The sequence below is a fragment of the Marinicella meishanensis genome (genome assembly GCF_019931145.1).
GTDB classification, from domain to species: domain Bacteria; phylum Pseudomonadota; class Gammaproteobacteria; order Xanthomonadales; family Marinicellaceae; genus Marinicella; species Marinicella meishanensis.
In genome coordinates this window covers 400119-417939 of the sequence record NZ_JAIOUV010000003.1, presented here as the reverse complement: position 1 = coordinate 417939, position 17821 = coordinate 400119, and the positions used below count along the sequence as shown (strand labels likewise).

Genomic DNA, 17821 nt, shown 5'->3' with positions numbered 1-17821 from the left:
TTTAATCCACCGTCACGCGATTGGCCTCAACCAAACCGGTGATGCCGTTTTTAACTTTAAGTAATGCTGACTTTCTGAGGTTTGCAATCCCATCTTTGTCAGCAGCCTCGGCAATATCCAAGGAATTGCCACCTGATAATATGATCTTCTTGATGTTGTCGGTGATGGGCATCACCTCATAAATACCCACCCGACCTTTGTAGCCTTCATTGCATTTGGTACAACCCACCGGATCGAAAATCGTGGCATCAGCCAAATCTTCTTCGGTGAACCCCGCCTGTAACAAGGCTTCTTGGGTCAGCTCTGTCGGCTTCTTGCAATCACACAAGCGCCGCGCCAACCGCTGGGCAATGATGATCGACACCGCGGACACGATGTTGAACGGCGCCACCCCCATGTTGACCAAGCGACTGACCGTTTCTGGGGCATTGTTGGTGTGCAAGGTAGACAGCACCATGTGACCGGTTTGGGCTGCTTTGATGGCAATTTCCGCGGTTTCCAAATCCCGGATCTCACCGACCATGATGACGTCAGGGTCTTGTCGCAAGAAGGAGCGCAATGCCGCCGAAAAAGTCATGCCCTGCTTGGCATTTTGCTGCACTTGATTGATGCCATCCACCCGAATCTCAACCGGATCCTCGGCGGTGGAAATGTTGCGACCTTCGGTATTCAAAATATTCAATGCGGTATATAAGGACACAGTTTTACCACTACCGGTTGGTCCCGTCACCAGCACCATACCATAAGGTTTAACAATGGCATCCATGAACAATTGCTTCTGCTCGTCCTCATAACCCAGTTTGTCAATCCCCATTTTGGCGGCTGAGGCATCCAAAATACGCATCACGATTTTTTCCCCAAACAAGGTGGGACAGGTACTCAAACGAAAATCGATGGCATTGTTTCTGGACAAATTCAATTTCACCCGGCCATCTTGCGGCACCCGTTTTTCGGCGATGTCCAACTTCGCCATCACCTTCAGGCGCGAGGCAATTTTTTGGGTCATGTTTTTGGGTGGTTTGATCATGGTTTTCAACATGCCATCGATGCGGTAGCGCACCCGGTAGGTTTTTTCATAAGGTTCAAAGTGGATGTCTGAAGCCCCCCGTTTGATGGCGTCCAGCAGCACCTTATTGACCAACTTAACGGCCGGCGAATCAGCCAGATCATCGACTTGGTCAGACTGGGTGTCGTTGTAATCCTCATCATCGTATTCGAGGTTTTCAAGCCCTTCATCCCCCAGGTCATCCATCACCGATGAGGACTCTTTCAAGGCCTCTTCGATGGCGCCGGTTAAGGTGTCTTGTCTGACCAGGATGGGTTCAACCGATAAGTTGGTGTGAAACCTGACTTCTTCCAAAGCCCTGACATTGGTGGGGTCTGAAATGCCGATGAAGACTTTTTTCCCGCGGACAAACAACGGCAGCACCTGATGCTTTTCGACCAAACTGTCGGACACCAAACCCATCGGAATGGCGGCCAGATCAATGGCGCCAACATCCATCATGGGCACACCATATTCATTGGATGCCGCCGCACACAATTCACTGGCATCCACCAGGTTGTTGTCTGTCAGGTAGGTGAACAGCGGGATTTTTTGCTTGCGCGCGGTGTCATTGGCTTCAGCCGCTGCTTCCATTTCAATTTGGCCATTTTGCACCAGTCGACGCAATGCCCCACTGACCATGGTTTTAGTACTAGCTACACTCATAAAACGAATTCAAACTTAAAATACAGACCCAATACAACTATACTTTACCTGAAAATATCAATGGATGACAACTATTTAGCGACATCATTTTAAGGATTTTGCCAAACCCACAGCGACCAAAGACCTCTGGCCTGGCATTCCGGTCTTCACCAGCCGCTCGGTCGCGCTTGATTTCAGTCGAATAAAACCGCTGAAAATACCGGCGTCCGCTGCCATCAATGGCCACTTCCTTCCATTATAGCCAGCCTGTAACTGTTAATTGAGACCACTTTCACATTTCATTCAACAGCCCACTTGACCATTGTTGTGCTGCTGATTCAATGGCCGCTGACCAGCCCAATGATTGACTGCACATCGTGCTGGATGGTTCGGACTGTGATGACCAATAAACCCCACAAGAATCTGATAAAATCACACAAAAGACCCACTCGATCAGCTAAAATACGGCGCGAATTTTTCTTAATCTCAAACATCAGGAACAGATCTTATGAATTTCCATGAATATCAGGCCAAAGAGTTGTTTGCCAAATACAACATTCCCATTCCCAATGGTGAGGTGGCCAGAACACCAGAAGAGGCTGTGGCAGCAGCCAAGTCGTTGGGCGGCGACATGTGGGTGGTCAAAGCCCAAGTTCATGCCGGCGGCCGCGGCAAAGCCGGGGGCGTTAAATTGGCCAACTCCATTGACGAAGTCAAGCAGTATGCCAAAGACATGCTGGGCATGAAAATTCAAACCTACCAAACCGGCGGTCTGGCCTTACCGGTTAACGAAGTGCTGATCACCGAAGCGGCCAACATCGAGCAAGAAATCTACCTGAGTTTATTGGTCGATCGCGCCAACAAGTGTTTGTCTTTTGTGGCCTCAGCTGAAGGCGGTGTGGAAATTGAAGAAGTGGCCAAAACCAACCCCGAAAAAATCCACACCATTCAAGTGGACAACACCGAAGGCTTGTTCCCATACGCTTGCCGCAAAGCCGGCTTTGCCATGGGCCTGAACAGCAAACAAGTGCGACAACTGACCCACATCATGATGCAAATGCACCAAATGTTTCATGATTTGGATTTGTCGCTGATTGAAGTCAATCCCTTGATCATCGATGACCAGCAAGACGTGGTGGCCTTGGATGCCAAGATCAATTCTGATGACAACGCCGATTTCAGACACAAAGACCTGGCGAGCATGCGTGACATCACCCAGGAAGATCCAGCCGAAGCCAAAGCCCATCAGCACGATTTGAACTACATCAAACTGGACGGCAACATTGCCTGCATGGTTAATGGCGCGGGTTTGGCCATGGCCACCATGGATGTGATCAAACTGAAAGGCGGTGAACCGGCCAACTTCTTGGACGTGGGCGGTGGCGCCACCGCTGAGCGCGTGGCCATTGCTTTCAAGATCATTTTGTCCGATCCCAATGTGAAATCCATCCTGGTGAACATTTTTGGAGGCATCGTGCGCTGTGACCTGATTGCCAACGGCATCATCTCAGCCATCAAAGAAGTCGGTGTTGAGGTGCCCATCGTGGTGCGCCTGGAAGGCACCAACGTCACTGAGGGCAAAAGAATATTGGACGAAAGTGGACTGGCTGTGATCTCAGCTGATAATTTAGATGACGCTGCCAACAAAGCAGTGGCTGCAGTAGGAGCATGACATGAGTGTATTAGTTAACAAAGACACGCGTTTATTGGTGCAAGGATTCACCGGTTCACAAGGCACCTTTCACAGTGAACAAGCCATCGATTACGGCACCAACTTGGTGGGTGGAGTGACCCCAGGCAAAGGCGGCACCCAACATTTAGATCGCCCGGTGTTTGATACCGTGGCCGATGGTGTGAATGAAACCGGCGCCAATGCCTCGGTCATATTTGTGCCACCACCATTCGCCGCCGACGCCATTTTGGAAGCCGTTGATGCGGGCATCAAAACCATTGTCACCATCACCGAAGGCATTCCCGTGTTGGACATGATGAAAGTGCGCACGGTGTTGGATGCCAACCCTGATGTGGTCATGATTGGACCCAACTGCCCAGGCATCATCACCCCCGGCGAGTGCAAAATCGGCATCATGCCAGCAGCCATTCACCAACCCGGTCGCATTGGCATTGTCTCGCGTTCGGGCACCTTGACCTATGAAGCGGTGCATCAAACCACTTCGGTCGGCTTGGGCCAGTCCACCTGTATCGGTATCGGTGGTGACCCCATCCAAGGCACCAGCTTCATCGACTGCTTGAAATTGTTCCAGGGCGATGACCAAACCGACGGCATCATCATGGTGGGTGAGATTGGTGGTTCAGCTGAGGAAGAAGCGGCCGAGTACATCAAGGCCCACGTCACCAAACCAGTGGTTTCCTACATCGCCGGGGTGACGGCACCTCCTGGGAAACGCATGGGCCATGCCGGGGCCATTGTGGCCGGCGGTAAAGGCACCGCCCAAGCCAAATATGAGGCTTTGGAAGCGGCCGGCGTTAAAACCGTTAAATCACCCACCTTCTTGGGTGAAACCATCAAAGATTTGCTGTAATCAGCCAATCGCAGAGCACCAGGCCAGCAGCCCGTCTGCTGGCCTTTTTTGTGCCTGCATCACAATGATTTTGTGAAAGAAAGAATGTGCTATACTGATGGTTCAATCATCTGGAGACAAGCCATGGTCAACATCCGCATCCCGTTCATTGTGTTATCACTGTTCATGGCCACAGCCGTTGTGGCGGAACAAAAAGTGACCCAAGGTCATTTCGAACTGCATTACAACACGTTTCCATCCACCTTTCTGGCCAAAGAAATCGCCAACACTTACCAGATCACCCGCTCCAAAAATCGCGGCATTGTGAGCATCTCGGTGTTGGATAAATCCAGCAATCCACCGCTGGCCTTGGAAGCCAAGATCACCATTTCTGCAAAAAATCTGCTGAACCAGACCAAAGAAATCAAACTGCACAAAATCACCGAAGAGAACCAAGCCGTTTACTACCTCGGGTCGTTCGCCTTGAACAACCAGGAAGATGTGAATTTCAGCATCACCGCTCAACCCAATGGCAGTGATGAAAAACTCAGCGTGCAATTCTCCCGGGAGTTTTACACCGATTGAAACGATGAAACCCTTTATTCGGTGGCCCTTTTTATTGACCGCATTGATTGGGAGTGGCATGACTCGAGCTGACAACACCATCACCATTTACTCTGGCCAACATCAAGGCCATCTGGACCAGAATCAATTACAAAATGTGCGCCACATACCAGGCTATGCAGTGGTCAAACAATACCGCGAAGTGGCCTTCAAAAAGGGCACGTTCCAGCTGGCATACGATGATGTGGCAGCCCACATTGATCCCACCACGGTCAGTTTTTCCACCCCCAACAACCCCAATGTAGCGGCTGTATTGGAGCAAAATTTTCAATTCGACCTGGTCAGCACCGAGCAGTTGCTGAACCGTTATTTGGAGCAAACCATCACCGTGATCCACGGCCCCGACAGCCAGCACCAAACCACTGGGGTGTTGCTCAGCACCGCAGGTGGCATGACCCTACAATTGGACAACGATCAAGTGATCAGTATCCAACAATGGCAGCACATTGAGTTTCCGGAATTGCCGGGTGGTCTGCTGACCAAACCCACCTTAGTTTGGTTGTTGGAATCCCTATCCAGCCGCACCGAAACCATTGCCATGAGTTACCAAACCCGGGGCATGACCTGGTGGGCTGATTACAACGTCATCTTGCATGAAGGGCCCGATCAATCATGCACCCTGGACCTGTCTTCCTGGGTCTCCATTGTCAACAAATCAGGCGCCAGCTTCCATGACACCCGCCTCAAGCTGATCGCCGGCGATGTCAACCGGGCACCGACCAATCAACCGGTCAGGCAAGTGGCCCGAGAAGCTTTGGTACAAGCCGCCGGAACCGCTGACTTCAGCGAACAAGCCTTGTTTGAATACCATTTGTACAAGCTGCCCAGGACCATCGACTTGCCCAACAACTCCACCAAACAAATCCAATTGTTGAACCACACCAATGGGGTGCATTGTGAGCGGACTTTGGTGTTCAATGGCAGTGGCCAACACCACATCAATTACCACCGCCCCATCACCGATTCCGGATACTTGAGGCGTACCGACGCCAAAGTGGCGGCTTGGCTGAGCTTCAAGAACGCCGCCAACAACCATTTGGGCATGCCACTGCCAGCCGGTCGGGTTCGGGTCAACATGCTCGATCCTGATGACGGCAGTGTGGAATTTATCGGTGAAGACCGCATAGACCACACCCCGAAAAACGACACCATTGAGTTGAAATTGGGTCATGCTTTTGATGTCCAGGGATCACGCCAGCAACTGCATTTCGAACGGGGCAAAAACAGCCTCACTGAGCAGTTGGCCGTGACCATCAACAACCAAAAGGATCGACCGCAAAAAGTGACCATCATTGAACCTTTGTACCGTTGGTCCAATTGGCAGATCACCCAACACAATGAACAGTATGAAAAAATCGATGCCAGCACCATTCAATTCACCATTGAAGTGCCGGCAGATAGTGAGAAAACCGTCGAATACACCGTACTGTACCAATGGCCAGACCAGCAACCTTGAGCGGGATGTGAACACATTCACAGATTAATCGGCCGTTCAGTGATAAAGTCAGAGTATTCACGTTTGGCCATGCCCCATGAATTCTAAAGAAGACAAAAACGTCGTCAACATCAAACAAAAACTGCCAGAAGGCGTTAACCAAGGCGTCATCCTGCCACAAATTCATAAACTGTTCATTGCTGGTTTGAAACCCACCATCCGGGAATACTATGACAAACTGGATGACTCGCTGTTTGATTTGGCCGAAAAAGCCCAAAACAACGAAAAACAAACCCACTTTTTCGAAGCCATGCGCGAAGTGCGCAAGAAAAAGGACCTGATGGTGCGCAAGTTTTCTGAAAACGTCCAACTGACGTTCAAAATGTTCAAACAGGGTCAATTCGATTATTTCAAAGCAGAACCAACCACCGACAGTGACACGGCAGATGGCCTGTCCTTGGTCGATGAGCATGAGTTGGATCAGAAATTGGCCGCCACCCAATTGATCGATAAAGCCAACACCTACCTTCACCAACACCTGTTTGCCTTGGAAAAGCGCTTCACTTTGTTGGCCGGTGGCAGTGAAATCAAAACCGACCAAATTCCCGTCTCACCGGCGGTCATCGTCGGCTCATTTGCGGCCACTTTTGAGCATTTGCACATCGATGAAACCATTCACCTGATCATGCTCAAATTGTTTGAGCGCAGCTTGATCAAAAACTTGGTACAGCCCTACACCCAAATCAACCAAAAACTGATCGATGCGGGCATCTTACCCAATTTGAAGTTTCGCATCAGTCAGCGCGGTGGTGCCAGACCCGGTCCTTACACAGCGCCTCCAGGTACGGCTCCTGAAGGCGAGGAAATGGCCGAACAAATGGTGCCGGTGGATCCAGTTATTGCCGGCGGCCACATGGTCACTGACGACCAATATCAAGCCATCGCAGCGGCCATGCACCAACGCCATGCCGGCGCGCCAGTCCTGCCCAACATGCCACTGTTTGACGCCTCCATAGTGTCCAACGCCTTGAATGTGCTGCAAGTTGAAGAGCTCAACAACCTCAATGCCCGACAAGCTTCTTTGAGTCCCACAGAGATCAAAAATGCCTTGCTTGCCAGATTGCGTGACTTGGACGGTGATGGTGAACAAAAACAAGTCAATCAACAAGATGAAGACACCATCGATTTGGTTGGCATGCTGTTTCAATTTTTGGTCGATGACCGCAACTTACCCGATAAAATTCAAGCCCTGCTGGCCAAACTGCAAATCCCCTACCTGCACTTGGCACTGAAAGATCGCAAACTGTTTTCCAACCGCGAAAACAATGCCCGAAAACTGCTGGACATCATCGCCAAAGCCTCCATCGGCTGGAATGAAGCCGACGACAAACGGGGCAAATTCATCAACAAAATTGAAAGCATCGTGCAACATGTGTTGGAAACCGAGCATGATGCCATCGACTTCCCTGCCCTGATTGAAGACTTCCAGGAGTTCGAAGGCAAGAACACCAAACGCATGCAGGTGATCGAAAAACGGACCTCAGAAAAAGCCCTGGGGCAAGAACGGATCATCAAGGCCAAAGAAAAAACCGCGGAAATCCTCGAAGGCAAGATGAAAAAGCATTCTTTGCCCAAGTTGGTCACCGAGTTGTTGCTCACTCCCTGGGCCAATGTGTTGATCCTGGCGCATTTGCGCCATCAGGGTGAACCTGAATTGATTGAGAACTACGTGAAATTTGTCGACAAGTTGATTTTCGTGGCCGTGAAAAACAAGAAACGCATGGCCACCAACGCCCAAATCAGTCACGTCTGCGATCAGCTCAGCAAAGGCCTGAGGCTGGTGGCCTTCGATGAATTCAGTATCAAAGAGAAAAGCCAAGAACTGTATGATTTGTTGCTAGACATCAATGGCATAGAAGACAAGAAAGAGGTGGACCATGAATACGTTTTGCCACAAGAAGCCTTTGCGGTTTCAGCAGAACCCGAAGCAGAGGAACAACCCGAAATCGTGCACTTCATTGCCGATAAGAAGTTCAACAACCTAAACCAGGAAATCACCCACGTCGACGATGTCTATTACCTACAAGCCAAAGACTTGAAAACCGGCGAATGGATCGAATTCATTGAGGACGACGAAGCCGTGGAGAACATCCGGGCCAAACTGTCATGGATCAGCCCAATCAGCCACAAACTGCTGTTTGTCAACGCCCGCGGGGTCAAAGTCACCGACAAAAGTTTGGATGAATTGGCCCATGACTTGCGTGAAAAACTAGCGGTGGTGTTGCAACAAATTCCACTGTTTGACCGCGCCATGTCGGCCATTGCCAAAAAGGTGGTTAAGGAAAGTGAAAGCGACGCGGCCACAGCGGCCAAGCCCAACGGAGCAGACTCCTCAGGCGATGAGTGAACCCGCCTTTTGAGGTCACCTCAAAGGCTGGCTTCGTAGGTGTTTTGCATCAAGGTGGCCACGGTCATCGGCCCCACCCCTCCAGGCACCGGGGTGATCCAACTGGCCTTCTCACTGGCTTTGATGAAATCCACATCGCCACAAATCCCCCCAGCTGCTTTGCGGTTGATGCCAATGTCAATCACGATGGCGCCTGGCTTGATCCATTCAGCATCGACTATGTTGGGATTGCCCACCGCCACACACAACACATCGGCTTGTGCCACATGGGCGGCCAAGTCTTGGGTGAAACGGTGACACACGGTAACGGTGGCACCGGCAAACAACATTTCCAACATCAATGGCCGACCAACGATGTTGGAAGCACCCACCACCACACAGTGCATGCCTTTTGGATCGATGTCATGGTGGTGTAACAAGGTCATGATGCCGCGTGGTGTACAAGGCCGCAAGCCCGGCTGGCGCAAGGCCAAGTGACCCACATTGCTGGCATGAAAACCATCCACGTCTTTGCTGGGGTCGATGCGGTTGGTGACTTCGGTTTCATTGATGTGTTCGGGCAACGGCAGCTGCACCAAAATGCCATGAATGCTGGGGTCTGCATTCAAATCATCAATCAAGGCCAGCAAGGCTTTGGATGAAGTTTGTCGGGGCAACTGATGTGAAACTGAGCGGATACCGGTGCGCTCGCAGGCTTTGATTTTGTTGTTGACGTATACGTGTGACGCCTCATCATTGCCCACCAGCACCACCGCCAGACCCGGCGCTTGATGGCCTTCACTGACCCGTTTGCTGATGGCTTCTGCCACCTGCGACTGCAACCAGTTAGAGACCTTTTTACCGTCCAAAATTTGAAGTTTGTTGGCTGTTTCACCCATGTACACATCCTGCCGATTGATTGGCGGGGTATTTTAACACTTTAAACTGGTGATGCAGCACATCATAAATCAACATTCGTTGGGCCAATGAAGGTTGCATGTGGGTCAGGTGTTTGATCGCTTCGGTCACCTGAATCATGGCAGCCAGACCGGGCACGGGACCCAGCACGCCCATGGCGTCACAATTGGCCACAGCATCGGCTTCGATGTCAGGGAACAAACAGCGATAACAAGGCCGTTGTGGATCGGCGCTGAACAAAGACACTTGGATTTCAAACCCCGTCACAGCGGCATAAATCCATGGTTTTTGCAATCGCAAACAGCTGTCGTTGATGGCATGGCGGGTGGCGATGTTGTCACTGCCATCCAGCACCAAATCAACTGGCGCGATCCATTGGTCGGCGTTGTCGTGATGCAAACGCTCGACCACCGGGGTGATTTGTGTGGTCGAGTTCAGTTGTTGTAAGCGCTTTTGTGCCACCGCCACTTTGGCTTGTCCGGCGTCGGCTTCGGTGAACAGAATTTGGCGGTGTAAATTGTGCAGCGCCACCTGGTCATCATCCAACAAGGTTAAGCGCCCCACCCCACAGCCGACCAAATACAGCAAAGCCGGACAGCCCAGCCCACCGGCCCCCACCACCAACACATGGGCTTGTTGCAAGCGTTGCTGTTCTGCCAGACCAAAACCTGACAGGCGCAGTTGGCGGTCATAACGCGCAACATCCTGGGTCAGGACGGCATCGGAGACCGGCAGCTCCGTGGGCAAGGCTTGGGCCAGCCAAGCCTGGTAACCACCGGCGACGTCAATGAATTGTCGGCTTGACAACTGACTGACCAGCCGTTTCGACTGGTTACCGCGGTGGCAAATGATGAAAATTTGCGGGTGCTGAGCGCGCAGCTCGTCAGCCTGCTGCAGGACTTGCTCCGGGCTCATGCATTGGGCCCCTGTCGGTACCCCTTGGGCCCAATCCAATGGCCCTCGGATGTCAATCAACATACGATCCGGCTGTTGTACCGCCTGATGAACCGATGCCGGATCCAAGGACTCAAGCATCAGACCATCCGCCAGGCCGCAAATGGCTGGATCAACACCGAACTGCCTTCTGACAAGTCCTGGTCCGATTCATTCAAGACCAAAAAACAATTGGCTTGAGCCAATGATTCAATGCGACTGGATTGTTGATCTCCGCAAACACTGACCTGCAACAAACCATCATGACCCATGTCAAAATGGGCCCGCATGAATTCACGCCGCAGGTGTGACTTTTTCACCTCATGAGTGAGCACAGCACGCCATTGCGCCACCGCCATGTTTTGTTGATTCAGCAACCGGATCGCGGGCCAAATATATTGGCACAAGGTGGTGTAACAGGACACTGGATTGCCGGGCAAGCCGAAAAACAAGCCCCCACCCAGACGCCCAAATAACAAGGGAAATCCCGGCTTCACCCGCACTTTATGAAACAGCACGGTGCCCAGCTCAGCCAGCATCTCGGGAATCAAGTCTTTGTCACCCATCGACACGCCCCCCACCGAAATGATCAAGTCGCAGGCAGCATCGGCCATTTCTGACAGGCGTTGTCGCACGGCCTCTTCGGTGTCGCCCAAGGGAGACAGAACCGCCACTTGACAACCCATGGTCTGCAGCAGGTTTTGCAACATGGGGGCATTGGCGTCATAAATTTCACCGGGACCACAATCGGCACCTGGCTGGACCAGCTCATCGCCCGTGACCATCAAAGCGACTTTGGGTGCTGCGTAGACAGCCACCTCAGCCAAACCCAGGGAAGACAGCACACCCACCATACCGGCTTGGATGGGGGTGTTGGCTTTGAGCACCCGTTGACCGGCCTTCAAATCGGAGCCGCGCGGTCGGATGTGGCTGCCTCGGCTGGGTAATTGATCAAAACGAATGCCCTCTTCTGTCAGTTCAACCTGTTCTTTGAGGATGATGGCATCGGCGTCCTCGGGCAACACCCCGCCGGTCATGATGGGTATGGCTTGTTCACCACACAACACCGGAGCGGTTTGTCGTTGGGCATGCACCGCTGCACCCAAAGACAGCCGCCATGTTCCAGACTGTTCACTGTTGGCCACCACTCGGTCACCACGACGGAACAGCGCGGTGTTGATGGCGTAACCGTCCATGCGACTGCAAGCCATGGTGGGCACATCAATCGGCGCCAGCACATCGGCGGCCGCCACCCGTCCCATGGCATTCACCACGGGTATGTGCTCAACATCCAGGCGTTTTTCCGCCAGGGCTTGCTGAATCATTTTCAGCGCTTGACTGTGATTGATGGATTGGGCAAAAGGCATGTTGGAGGTTCGTTTGGACTGAAGCTATGGGTCAGCCGAATATTTTAGCTGTTGTGTTTCGGTTTGGGTAAATTATGCGCCTTTTTCCGCCGTGAAGGGTAGGCGTTGTCTTTGTTTTTCTTGTCTTTGTATGGGTTTTTACCATCCCTGAACTGCATCACGATCGGCACCCCTTTGAGGTCAAAGGCTTTGCGGAAGGTGTTTTCCAAATACCGCTTGTATGAGTCTGGTAAATGACTGGTGCGCTTGCCATGGATCACAATGCGCATCGGGTGGTTACCGCCTGAATGGGCAAACTTCAATTGTGAACTCAGGCCTTGCACCAACGGTGGCTGGTGCGCCTTGAAGGCTTCAGACAGCACATTGGTCAATTGATTGGCCGTCAGCTCTTGATCGGCTTGGTCCATCAACAGATCAATGCGCTCCATCAACACCCGCAAACCCGAACCATGCAAAGCGGAGATGAACAGCAACGGGACCCATTCAAAAGCCTGCATTTTCAAATGAATTTTTTCTTTCACATAATCACGGTGTTCCTGGCTCAAATGGTCCCATTTGTTGATCACCAAGATCACCGGCTTGGCATGGTGCACGGCCAAACCCAACAAATGCAGGTCTTGATCGGTGATGCCTTCAGTGGCATCCATCATCACCACACAGATTTGCGCCAATTTGATCGACTCAATGGTTTTCAGAATGCTGAATTTTTCAATACCCTCACCCACCTTGGCACGGCGCCGGACCCCGGCCGTATCAATCAAGGTGTAAGGCATGTCGTCCCAAATCAAGGGCAAGGCAATGCTGTCGCGGGTGGTGCCAGGCATGTCATAGGCCAACACCCGATCTTGTCTGAGCAAGCGATTGACCAGTGTCGACTTCCCCACATTGGGTCGACCGATGATGGCAATTTTGGGGCCATGGTCTTGGATCACATCGGCGGTGAATTGGGCCTGGTGGGTTTTGCAGTGCTCATTGATGAAGGCCAACAATTCCTGCAGCCCTTTGCGGTGTGCAGAAGAAACGGCCAAGACATCGGCCACACCCAGTTGGTAGAATTCGGCCAAAGCCACTTCGTTGATTTGTCCTTCGGCTTTGTTGGCCAACAACAACACCGGTTTTTCAGTGCTTCTGATGCGCTCCAGGATGCGTTCATCGTCGCCAACCAGTCCGTCCCGGGCACTGACCACAAACATCACCAAATGGGCCTCATCAATGGCCTGCATGATTTGTTGGTCCATCAATTCAGTCAATTCACCTTCATCGCCCAGCATGCCGCCGGTGTCAATCAAGGTGGCTTGATAATCGGCCAACTCCAACTGCCCGTACTGCCGATCCCGGGTCAAGCCCGGCCAATCAGCCACCAGGGCATCCCGGGTTTGGGTCAAGGCATTGAATAAAGTCGATTTACCGACATTGGGGCGGCCGACGATGGCAACAACGGGTGTCATGTGGCCTGCTCGCGATTACTTGCTGAACTGCAATGCAGTCAAGGTGCCGTCGTGGTTGTGGGTGTAAATCATGTCACCCACCACCACTGGGGCGTGGTACAAAGATTCATCCCCCACCCGGGTGCGGTTGATGAGGCTGCCATTGGTGCCATCAATCACATGCAAGTAGCCTTCCAGGTCACCAACCAACAAGTCACCCAGGTAATAACTGGGTTTGGTGATGTTGCGGTTCAACAGCTGATCTTGGCTCCAACCACGGGAACCATCGGTGCGGTTCAGTTGGTGCAACACCGACTGGTTGTCGGATAAATACAAAGAGCGTCGGGAAACCGTCACTCCTGTCACCGAACCGATGTTCTGGCTCCATAAAGCACGGCCTGATTCAGTGGCCACCGACATGGTTTTGTCAGCGGCACTGGAAATATACAAGTCAGTGGCCACCACCGCGATGTCACCATCGATGTCAGCGATGCGGTCGATCTCGGTTTTGCCTTGGCTGTTGATCACGTTTTGTTGCCACAGCACCGAACCATCCAAAATATTCAAGGCCGCCACTTTGCCATTGTCAAAACCAATGTAAATGCGCCCACCTTTGGCCACTGGCGTGCTGTTCCCGCGCAAGGTCAGGTTGGGGATGTTGGTGTCAAAGCTCCATTCGCGTTGACCAGAGTTGATGGCAAACCCATAAATGCGGCCATCTTGGGTGCGCACCACCACTTTATTGCGGTCAATCACCGGCGGACTCAGGACTTCGGAAGTCACACTGGCTTGCCACAACAAGGTGCCTGAATCAATGTCCAAAGCCATCACTTGGCCTTCGGGACCACCCAGTACCATCACCGTGTCGCTGACCCCAGGTCCGGCACTGATTTCAGAATCCAGCTCTTGTTGCCAGTTGATGGCACCGGTCTGGGCATTGAGGCTATACACGGTGCCCGATTGGGTCGCCACATACAAATTGCCATTGCGCTCGGCGGGGATCAACTTGTAGCCAAATGCATTTTCAGCACCGTCCAACTGACGTTGCCAAACCTGCTTGATCACACCTTGCTCAGTGAGTTTTTCCAACTCGTTGGGCTTGACTTCATCTTTTTTGTTGCCACAAGCAACCAGGAACAACAGCGTAAGGTAGGTGGGGAGACGTTTCATGGGTACCTCTGGGTTATTTAGTTAAGCAAAAAAGCAAGCGGGCTTTCAATCAATCTTCAATTGGCTGTTTTGATGTCAGCCAATTTCATTTCGATGATTTGACGGCCAGAATAACCTTCGCCTTCATTCAGTGCCAATTGGTAAGCATCCAAGGCTTTGTCAACTTCACCTTGGGCCACATAGATGTCACCGATGACTTCTTCCACGATGGTTTGATAGGCTTTGGACTGCACCAGACCCAACTCAGCCAGTGCCGCTGGGTAATCACCCTCTGCCACCAACAATCGGGCCAGGCGCAAGCGCACCATTTCTGCCAGTGGTTGGTCGGGTTTGGCAGCCAACAAGGCTTGATACTGTTGTTTGGCAGCGGCCAAATCACCGGCTTCGACCAATTGACTGGCGGCTTGCATGCGGGCTTGCATGGTGTAGATGTTGTCACCAAAATTGGTTTGATATTCAGCGATCAGGCCATCCAGGTCGGTCAATTCACTGACTGCCATGGCGGCTTGTAATTGGGTGAACTCTGTGGCGGCTTCTTGGCTTTGCATGGTGCGGCTGTCTTGCCATTTGCCATATCCCCACAAACCCCCGATACCCAATGCGATACCGGCAAAAATAGTGAACCAGTTTTTACTCAGCCACTCCTTGACCATTTGTTCTTGTTCAAAATCATCATATTCTTCAAAAGCCATAACTATCTTCCAATGGTTGTTCAATACTAACAAAGCGAGCTATTTTACATGATGGTTTGTAAAATTTCATCAATGCCTTGTGACGATGTCTTGCACAGTCATCTGACCCCCAATTTGGGCCATAAGTTCGGCCCAATCAGCCCTCAATAAGAGGACTTTTCTGCGGCTTCAGGCTTGGGCTAATGTGGCCCACATGAACCCCGACAAATGCGCAAAAAAAAACCGCCGAATGGGCGGTTTTTTGGTGGAATTTGGCTCCCCGGGACGGGCTTGAACCGCCGACCTAGTGATTAACAGTCACCCGCTCTACCAACTGAGCTACCGGGGAAAATTGGTCTGTCTTGTTGCACAAGAGAAGCGCATTTTACCGTTTAGGACTGAACTGTCAAGCAATAAATCAGCCCTCTGTGGAATTTTTTGTTATTTTGGGATTTTCTTACTGATGGCACTGAGGAATCCGCGCAAGATGTCCATCTCATGTTTCTCGATGCCCATGCGGTTGAACATCATGTACAGCTTTTCAGCCAATGATTTTTGGTTGTTATCGTGCATGTGACCGACCGCTTGCATCACCTCAAACAGGTGTTGGTAAAAGCCTTGCATGCGGGCGGCATCGACGCATTCTGGTTCCCCGGTTGGCGCCGGGTCTACTGCGACGGACGTCAATTGCAAGCATTGTTTGCGCAGTTCATAAGCGGCCACTTGGGCAGCGGCGGCCAAATTCAATGAGGCATAGGCTGGATTGGCGGGAAATTTAACCAGGTAATGGCAGTTCAACATTTCTTCATTGGTCATGCCATAGCGTTCTTTGCCAAACAACAAGGCCACCTGCCCATGGACTGCTGTGGCCAACATTTTTTCGGCCGCTTCAACCAAGTCAATCACCGGAATGTTCATGCCGCGATTGCGCGCACTGGTCCCCAACACCAAGGTGCATGGGGCGATGGCGTCGGTCAATTTTTGATGCACACCGGCCTGATACAAAACGTCGTCAGCCCCAGAGGCGCGGGCGGTGGCTTCGGCACTGGGATACTGATCGGGATTGACCAAATGCAGATCGTGCAAGCCCATCACTTTCATGGCCCTGGCGGTGGCCCCAATGTTGCCGGCGTGGGAGGTGTTGATCAAGACAAATCGAATGCGGTCTAATCTGTTCACAGTGGTGTCATTCATGGTTCACATTTGGTATCATACGCGGTTCGCCATTCTACACCAATGCAACACAACCCAGGAATTTTTCAAGCCCATGTCACCTGAACTCAACATCGCCAAAAAGGCCGCCTTGAAAGCCGCCAACTCCATTGAACAATTGATGTTCAAAAACGAATTGTTGTCGGTCAACAAAAAGCTCAACAATGGCTTTGTTGAGCAAGCCGTGAAAGTCAGTTTGAATGACATTTTCTACACCCTGAAACGGGCTTACCCTGAAGATGAAATTCAAACCGATGAACAAACCCTGACCGAACACCAAAATCCCAATCGGGTGTGGTTGATCAACCCTTTGATTGGTACCACCAACTTCCTCCATGGCATCCCCCATTGTGCCATCAGCATCACTTTGCTGGAACAAAACAAAACCAAGGATGCTTTGGTCTACAACCCCATCACCGATGAAGAATATGTGGCGACCAAGGGCAAAGGCGCTTTTTTGAATCAACGGCGGCTGCGCATCAGCAACCAAAATGAACCACAAGAATCATTTGTGGGCACCAACCAAGCAACTGACATAGGCCACCAGGCCGCCCAATCGGCAGCCCTGCGTTTGCTCAGCAAACAAGTGGCGGATGTCCGCATCATGGGCTGTCCAGCACTGGATTTGGCCATGGTTGCCGGTGGCCAACTCAATGCCTATTGGCAATCGGGCCTGTCCGCTTCCGAATTGTTGCCGGGCGTCTTGCTGGTAGAAGAAGCCGGCGGCCAATGTATGGATTATGCCGCTGGTCGAGACTTTCTGGGGCAACAACAAGTGGTGGCCGGTAACTTAAAAGTGGCCGCTTGGTTGTCGACCCAACTGAAATCGATTTACCCAGCCTAAACCCTGAAGCAATCATCAATCCACAAAAAAAGCGTTGCTGTGACCAACAACGCTTCTCTTTGTGGATGGGAAAGTCGTTAAACAGCGGGTTCAGGTCGGCGTGACAGCCACCTGAACACCCATCACAAATTCAATGTCAAGCCATCCAAATCAACATCAAAGTTGGAAGTCAGGCTTTTCAAGTTGGCGATATCAATGTCACCATCCATTTGGATGAAGACAAACTCATCACCCGATTCAAACACCATGATGGACAAATCACTCAAAGTCATGCCATCGACTCGGGCCATGATGGAGACGCGTTCATCACCTTCAACCACTTTGACAATTTCTTCCACCCCATTGCGGGCCAGCGCACTGACGGTGGCGCTCATCCAGTCGCTGATGTCAGCGGTGTTGACGGCATCGGTCAGTTCATACACTTTGATGGACAAGTCATTCAAACCCGCCAGCACCGCTTGGGCTTCTTCATCATCGGCGGTGAAGGCTTTGGCCATGCCCAACATGCCAGGACCCAAAGTGATTTTCACATTGGCTTCAACCCCCAGGATGTTTTCCAACTCATCAAAATCGGTGGCCCAAGTACTCATTGAACACAGACCCAAGATCAAAACCATCAAAA

15 protein-coding genes and 1 tRNA gene are annotated in these 17821 nt (G+C 51.6%); 6 read left to right on the top strand and 10 right to left on the bottom strand.

Features of this window, described 5'->3' with window-relative positions:
* Position 1: 1 nt before the first annotated feature.
* Complete coding sequence (gene pilB / locus K7G70_RS06740) at positions 2 to 1711, bottom strand: type IV-A pilus assembly ATPase PilB (RefSeq protein WP_223787847.1); 1710 nt, start codon at positions 1709 to 1711, stop codon at positions 2 to 4.
* Positions 1712 to 2198: 487 nt separating this feature from the next.
* Here pilB and sucC point away from each other — a divergent pair, with 487 nt between their 5' ends.
* From sucC to K7G70_RS06715, 5 genes are all read left to right on the top strand, one after another.
* Positions 2199 to 3362: an ADP-forming succinate--CoA ligase subunit beta gene (gene sucC / locus K7G70_RS06735; protein WP_223787846.1), complete on the top strand. Its 1164-nt coding sequence runs from the start codon at positions 2199 to 2201 to the stop codon at positions 3360 to 3362.
* A 1-nt stretch (position 3363) separates the two neighbouring features.
* The gene (sucD, locus tag K7G70_RS06730) at positions 3364 to 4233 is read left to right on the top strand and encodes a succinate--CoA ligase subunit alpha (protein ID WP_223787845.1); all 870 of its coding nucleotides are present in this window, start codon (positions 3364 to 3366) and stop codon (positions 4231 to 4233) included.
* A gap of 123 nt (positions 4234 to 4356) precedes the next feature.
* Positions 4357 to 4797: a DUF4426 domain-containing protein gene (locus K7G70_RS06725; RefSeq protein WP_223787844.1), complete on the top strand. Its 441-nt coding sequence runs from the start codon at positions 4357 to 4359 to the stop codon at positions 4795 to 4797.
* Between the two features lie 58 nt (positions 4798 to 4855).
* The gene (locus K7G70_RS06720; RefSeq protein WP_223787843.1) at positions 4856 to 6292 is read left to right on the top strand and encodes a DUF4139 domain-containing protein; all 1437 of its coding nucleotides are present in this window, start codon (positions 4856 to 4858) and stop codon (positions 6290 to 6292) included.
* 76 nt (positions 6293 to 6368) lie between these two features.
* Positions 6369 to 8678 (top strand): DUF1631 domain-containing protein, encoded by a 2310-nt coding sequence (locus tag K7G70_RS06715; RefSeq protein WP_223787842.1) that lies wholly within the window; start codon positions 6369 to 6371, stop codon positions 8676 to 8678.
* A 20-nt stretch (positions 8679 to 8698) separates the two neighbouring features.
* Here the strand turns inward: K7G70_RS06715 and folD are convergent, their stop codons facing one another.
* From folD to K7G70_RS06675, 8 genes are all read right to left on the bottom strand, one after another.
* Positions 8699 to 9556 carry a bifunctional methylenetetrahydrofolate dehydrogenase/methenyltetrahydrofolate cyclohydrolase FolD gene (gene folD, locus K7G70_RS06710; RefSeq protein WP_223787841.1) on the bottom strand — a complete coding sequence of 286 codons (858 nt, stop codon included), beginning with the start codon at positions 9554 to 9556 and terminating at the stop codon, positions 8699 to 8701.
* Positions 9549 to 10610, bottom strand: coding sequence for a ThiF family adenylyltransferase (locus K7G70_RS06705; RefSeq protein ID WP_223787840.1), 1062 nt, complete (start codon positions 10608 to 10610; stop codon positions 9549 to 9551). Before K7G70_RS06705 ends, folD begins: the two co-directional genes overlap by 8 nt.
* Positions 10610 to 11875, bottom strand: a complete 1266-nt coding sequence (locus tag K7G70_RS06700) for a molybdopterin molybdotransferase MoeA (protein WP_223787839.1) — start codon at positions 11873 to 11875, stop codon at positions 10610 to 10612. Before K7G70_RS06700 ends, K7G70_RS06705 begins: the two co-directional genes overlap by 1 nt.
* A 44-nt stretch (positions 11876 to 11919) precedes the next feature.
* On the bottom strand, positions 11920 to 13323 hold the full coding sequence (der, locus tag K7G70_RS06695; RefSeq protein WP_223787838.1) for a ribosome biogenesis GTPase Der: 1404 nt from the start codon (positions 13321 to 13323) through the stop codon (positions 11920 to 11922).
* 15 nt (positions 13324 to 13338) lie between these two features.
* Positions 13339 to 14472 carry an outer membrane protein assembly factor BamB gene (gene bamB / locus K7G70_RS06690; RefSeq protein WP_223787837.1) on the bottom strand — a complete coding sequence of 378 codons (1134 nt, stop codon included), beginning with the start codon at positions 14470 to 14472 and terminating at the stop codon, positions 13339 to 13341.
* A 56-nt stretch (positions 14473 to 14528) separates the two neighbouring features.
* Positions 14529 to 15164 (bottom strand): YfgM family protein, encoded by a 636-nt coding sequence (locus tag K7G70_RS06685; protein ID WP_223787836.1) that lies wholly within the window; start codon positions 15162 to 15164, stop codon positions 14529 to 14531.
* Positions 15165 to 15416: 252 nt separating this feature from the next.
* Positions 15417 to 15492, bottom strand: a tRNA-Asn gene (locus K7G70_RS06680).
* A gap of 92 nt (positions 15493 to 15584) precedes the next feature.
* On the bottom strand, positions 15585 to 16337 hold the full coding sequence (locus K7G70_RS06675) for an RNA methyltransferase (RefSeq protein WP_223787835.1): 753 nt from the start codon (positions 16335 to 16337) through the stop codon (positions 15585 to 15587).
* Positions 16338 to 16410: 73 nt separating this feature from the next.
* Between K7G70_RS06675 and K7G70_RS06670 the strand changes: the two genes are divergently transcribed.
* Positions 16411 to 17199, top strand: coding sequence for an inositol monophosphatase family protein (locus tag K7G70_RS06670; protein ID WP_223787834.1), 789 nt, complete (start codon positions 16411 to 16413; stop codon positions 17197 to 17199).
* A gap of 122 nt (positions 17200 to 17321) precedes the next feature.
* Here the strand turns inward: K7G70_RS06670 and K7G70_RS06665 are convergent, their stop codons facing one another.
* Positions 17322 to 17789 (bottom strand): DUF4252 domain-containing protein, encoded by a 468-nt coding sequence (locus K7G70_RS06665; protein WP_223787833.1) that lies wholly within the window; start codon positions 17787 to 17789, stop codon positions 17322 to 17324.
* Positions 17790 to 17821 lie beyond the last annotated feature (32 nt).

Coding starts and splice junctions, on each gene's coding strand:
- folD (WP_223787841.1), bottom strand. CDS start 9,556: ATGGGTGAAACAGCCAACAAACTTCAAATTTTGGACGGTAAAAAGGTC.
- K7G70_RS06665 (WP_223787833.1), bottom strand. CDS start 17,789: ATGAGTACTTGGGCCACCGATTTTGATGAGTTGGAAAACATCCTGGGG.
- der (WP_223787838.1), bottom strand. CDS start 13,323: ATGACACCCGTTGTTGCCATCGTCGGCCGCCCCAATGTCGGTAAATCG.
- K7G70_RS06720 (WP_223787843.1), top strand. CDS start 4,856: ATGACTCGAGCTGACAACACCATCACCATTTACTCTGGCCAACATCAA.
- bamB (WP_223787837.1), bottom strand. CDS start 14,472: ATGAAACGTCTCCCCACCTACCTTACGCTGTTGTTCCTGGTTGCTTGT.
- sucD (WP_223787845.1), top strand. CDS start 3,364: ATGAGTGTATTAGTTAACAAAGACACGCGTTTATTGGTGCAAGGATTC.
- K7G70_RS06700 (WP_223787839.1), bottom strand. CDS start 11,875: ATGCCTTTTGCCCAATCCATCAATCACAGTCAAGCGCTGAAAATGATT.
- K7G70_RS06685 (WP_223787836.1), bottom strand. CDS start 15,164: ATGGCTTTTGAAGAATATGATGATTTTGAACAAGAACAAATGGTCAAG.
- K7G70_RS06705 (WP_223787840.1), bottom strand. CDS start 10,610: ATGCTTGAGTCCTTGGATCCGGCATCGGTTCATCAGGCGGTACAACAG.
- sucC (WP_223787846.1), top strand. CDS start 2,199: ATGAATTTCCATGAATATCAGGCCAAAGAGTTGTTTGCCAAATACAAC.
- K7G70_RS06725 (WP_223787844.1), top strand. CDS start 4,357: ATGGTCAACATCCGCATCCCGTTCATTGTGTTATCACTGTTCATGGCC.
- K7G70_RS06675 (WP_223787835.1), bottom strand. CDS start 16,337: ATGAATGACACCACTGTGAACAGATTAGACCGCATTCGATTTGTCTTG.
- K7G70_RS06715 (WP_223787842.1), top strand. CDS start 6,369: ATGAATTCTAAAGAAGACAAAAACGTCGTCAACATCAAACAAAAACTG.
- K7G70_RS06670 (WP_223787834.1), top strand. CDS start 16,411: ATGTCACCTGAACTCAACATCGCCAAAAAGGCCGCCTTGAAAGCCGCC.
- pilB (WP_223787847.1), bottom strand. CDS start 1,711: ATGAGTGTAGCTAGTACTAAAACCATGGTCAGTGGGGCATTGCGTCGA.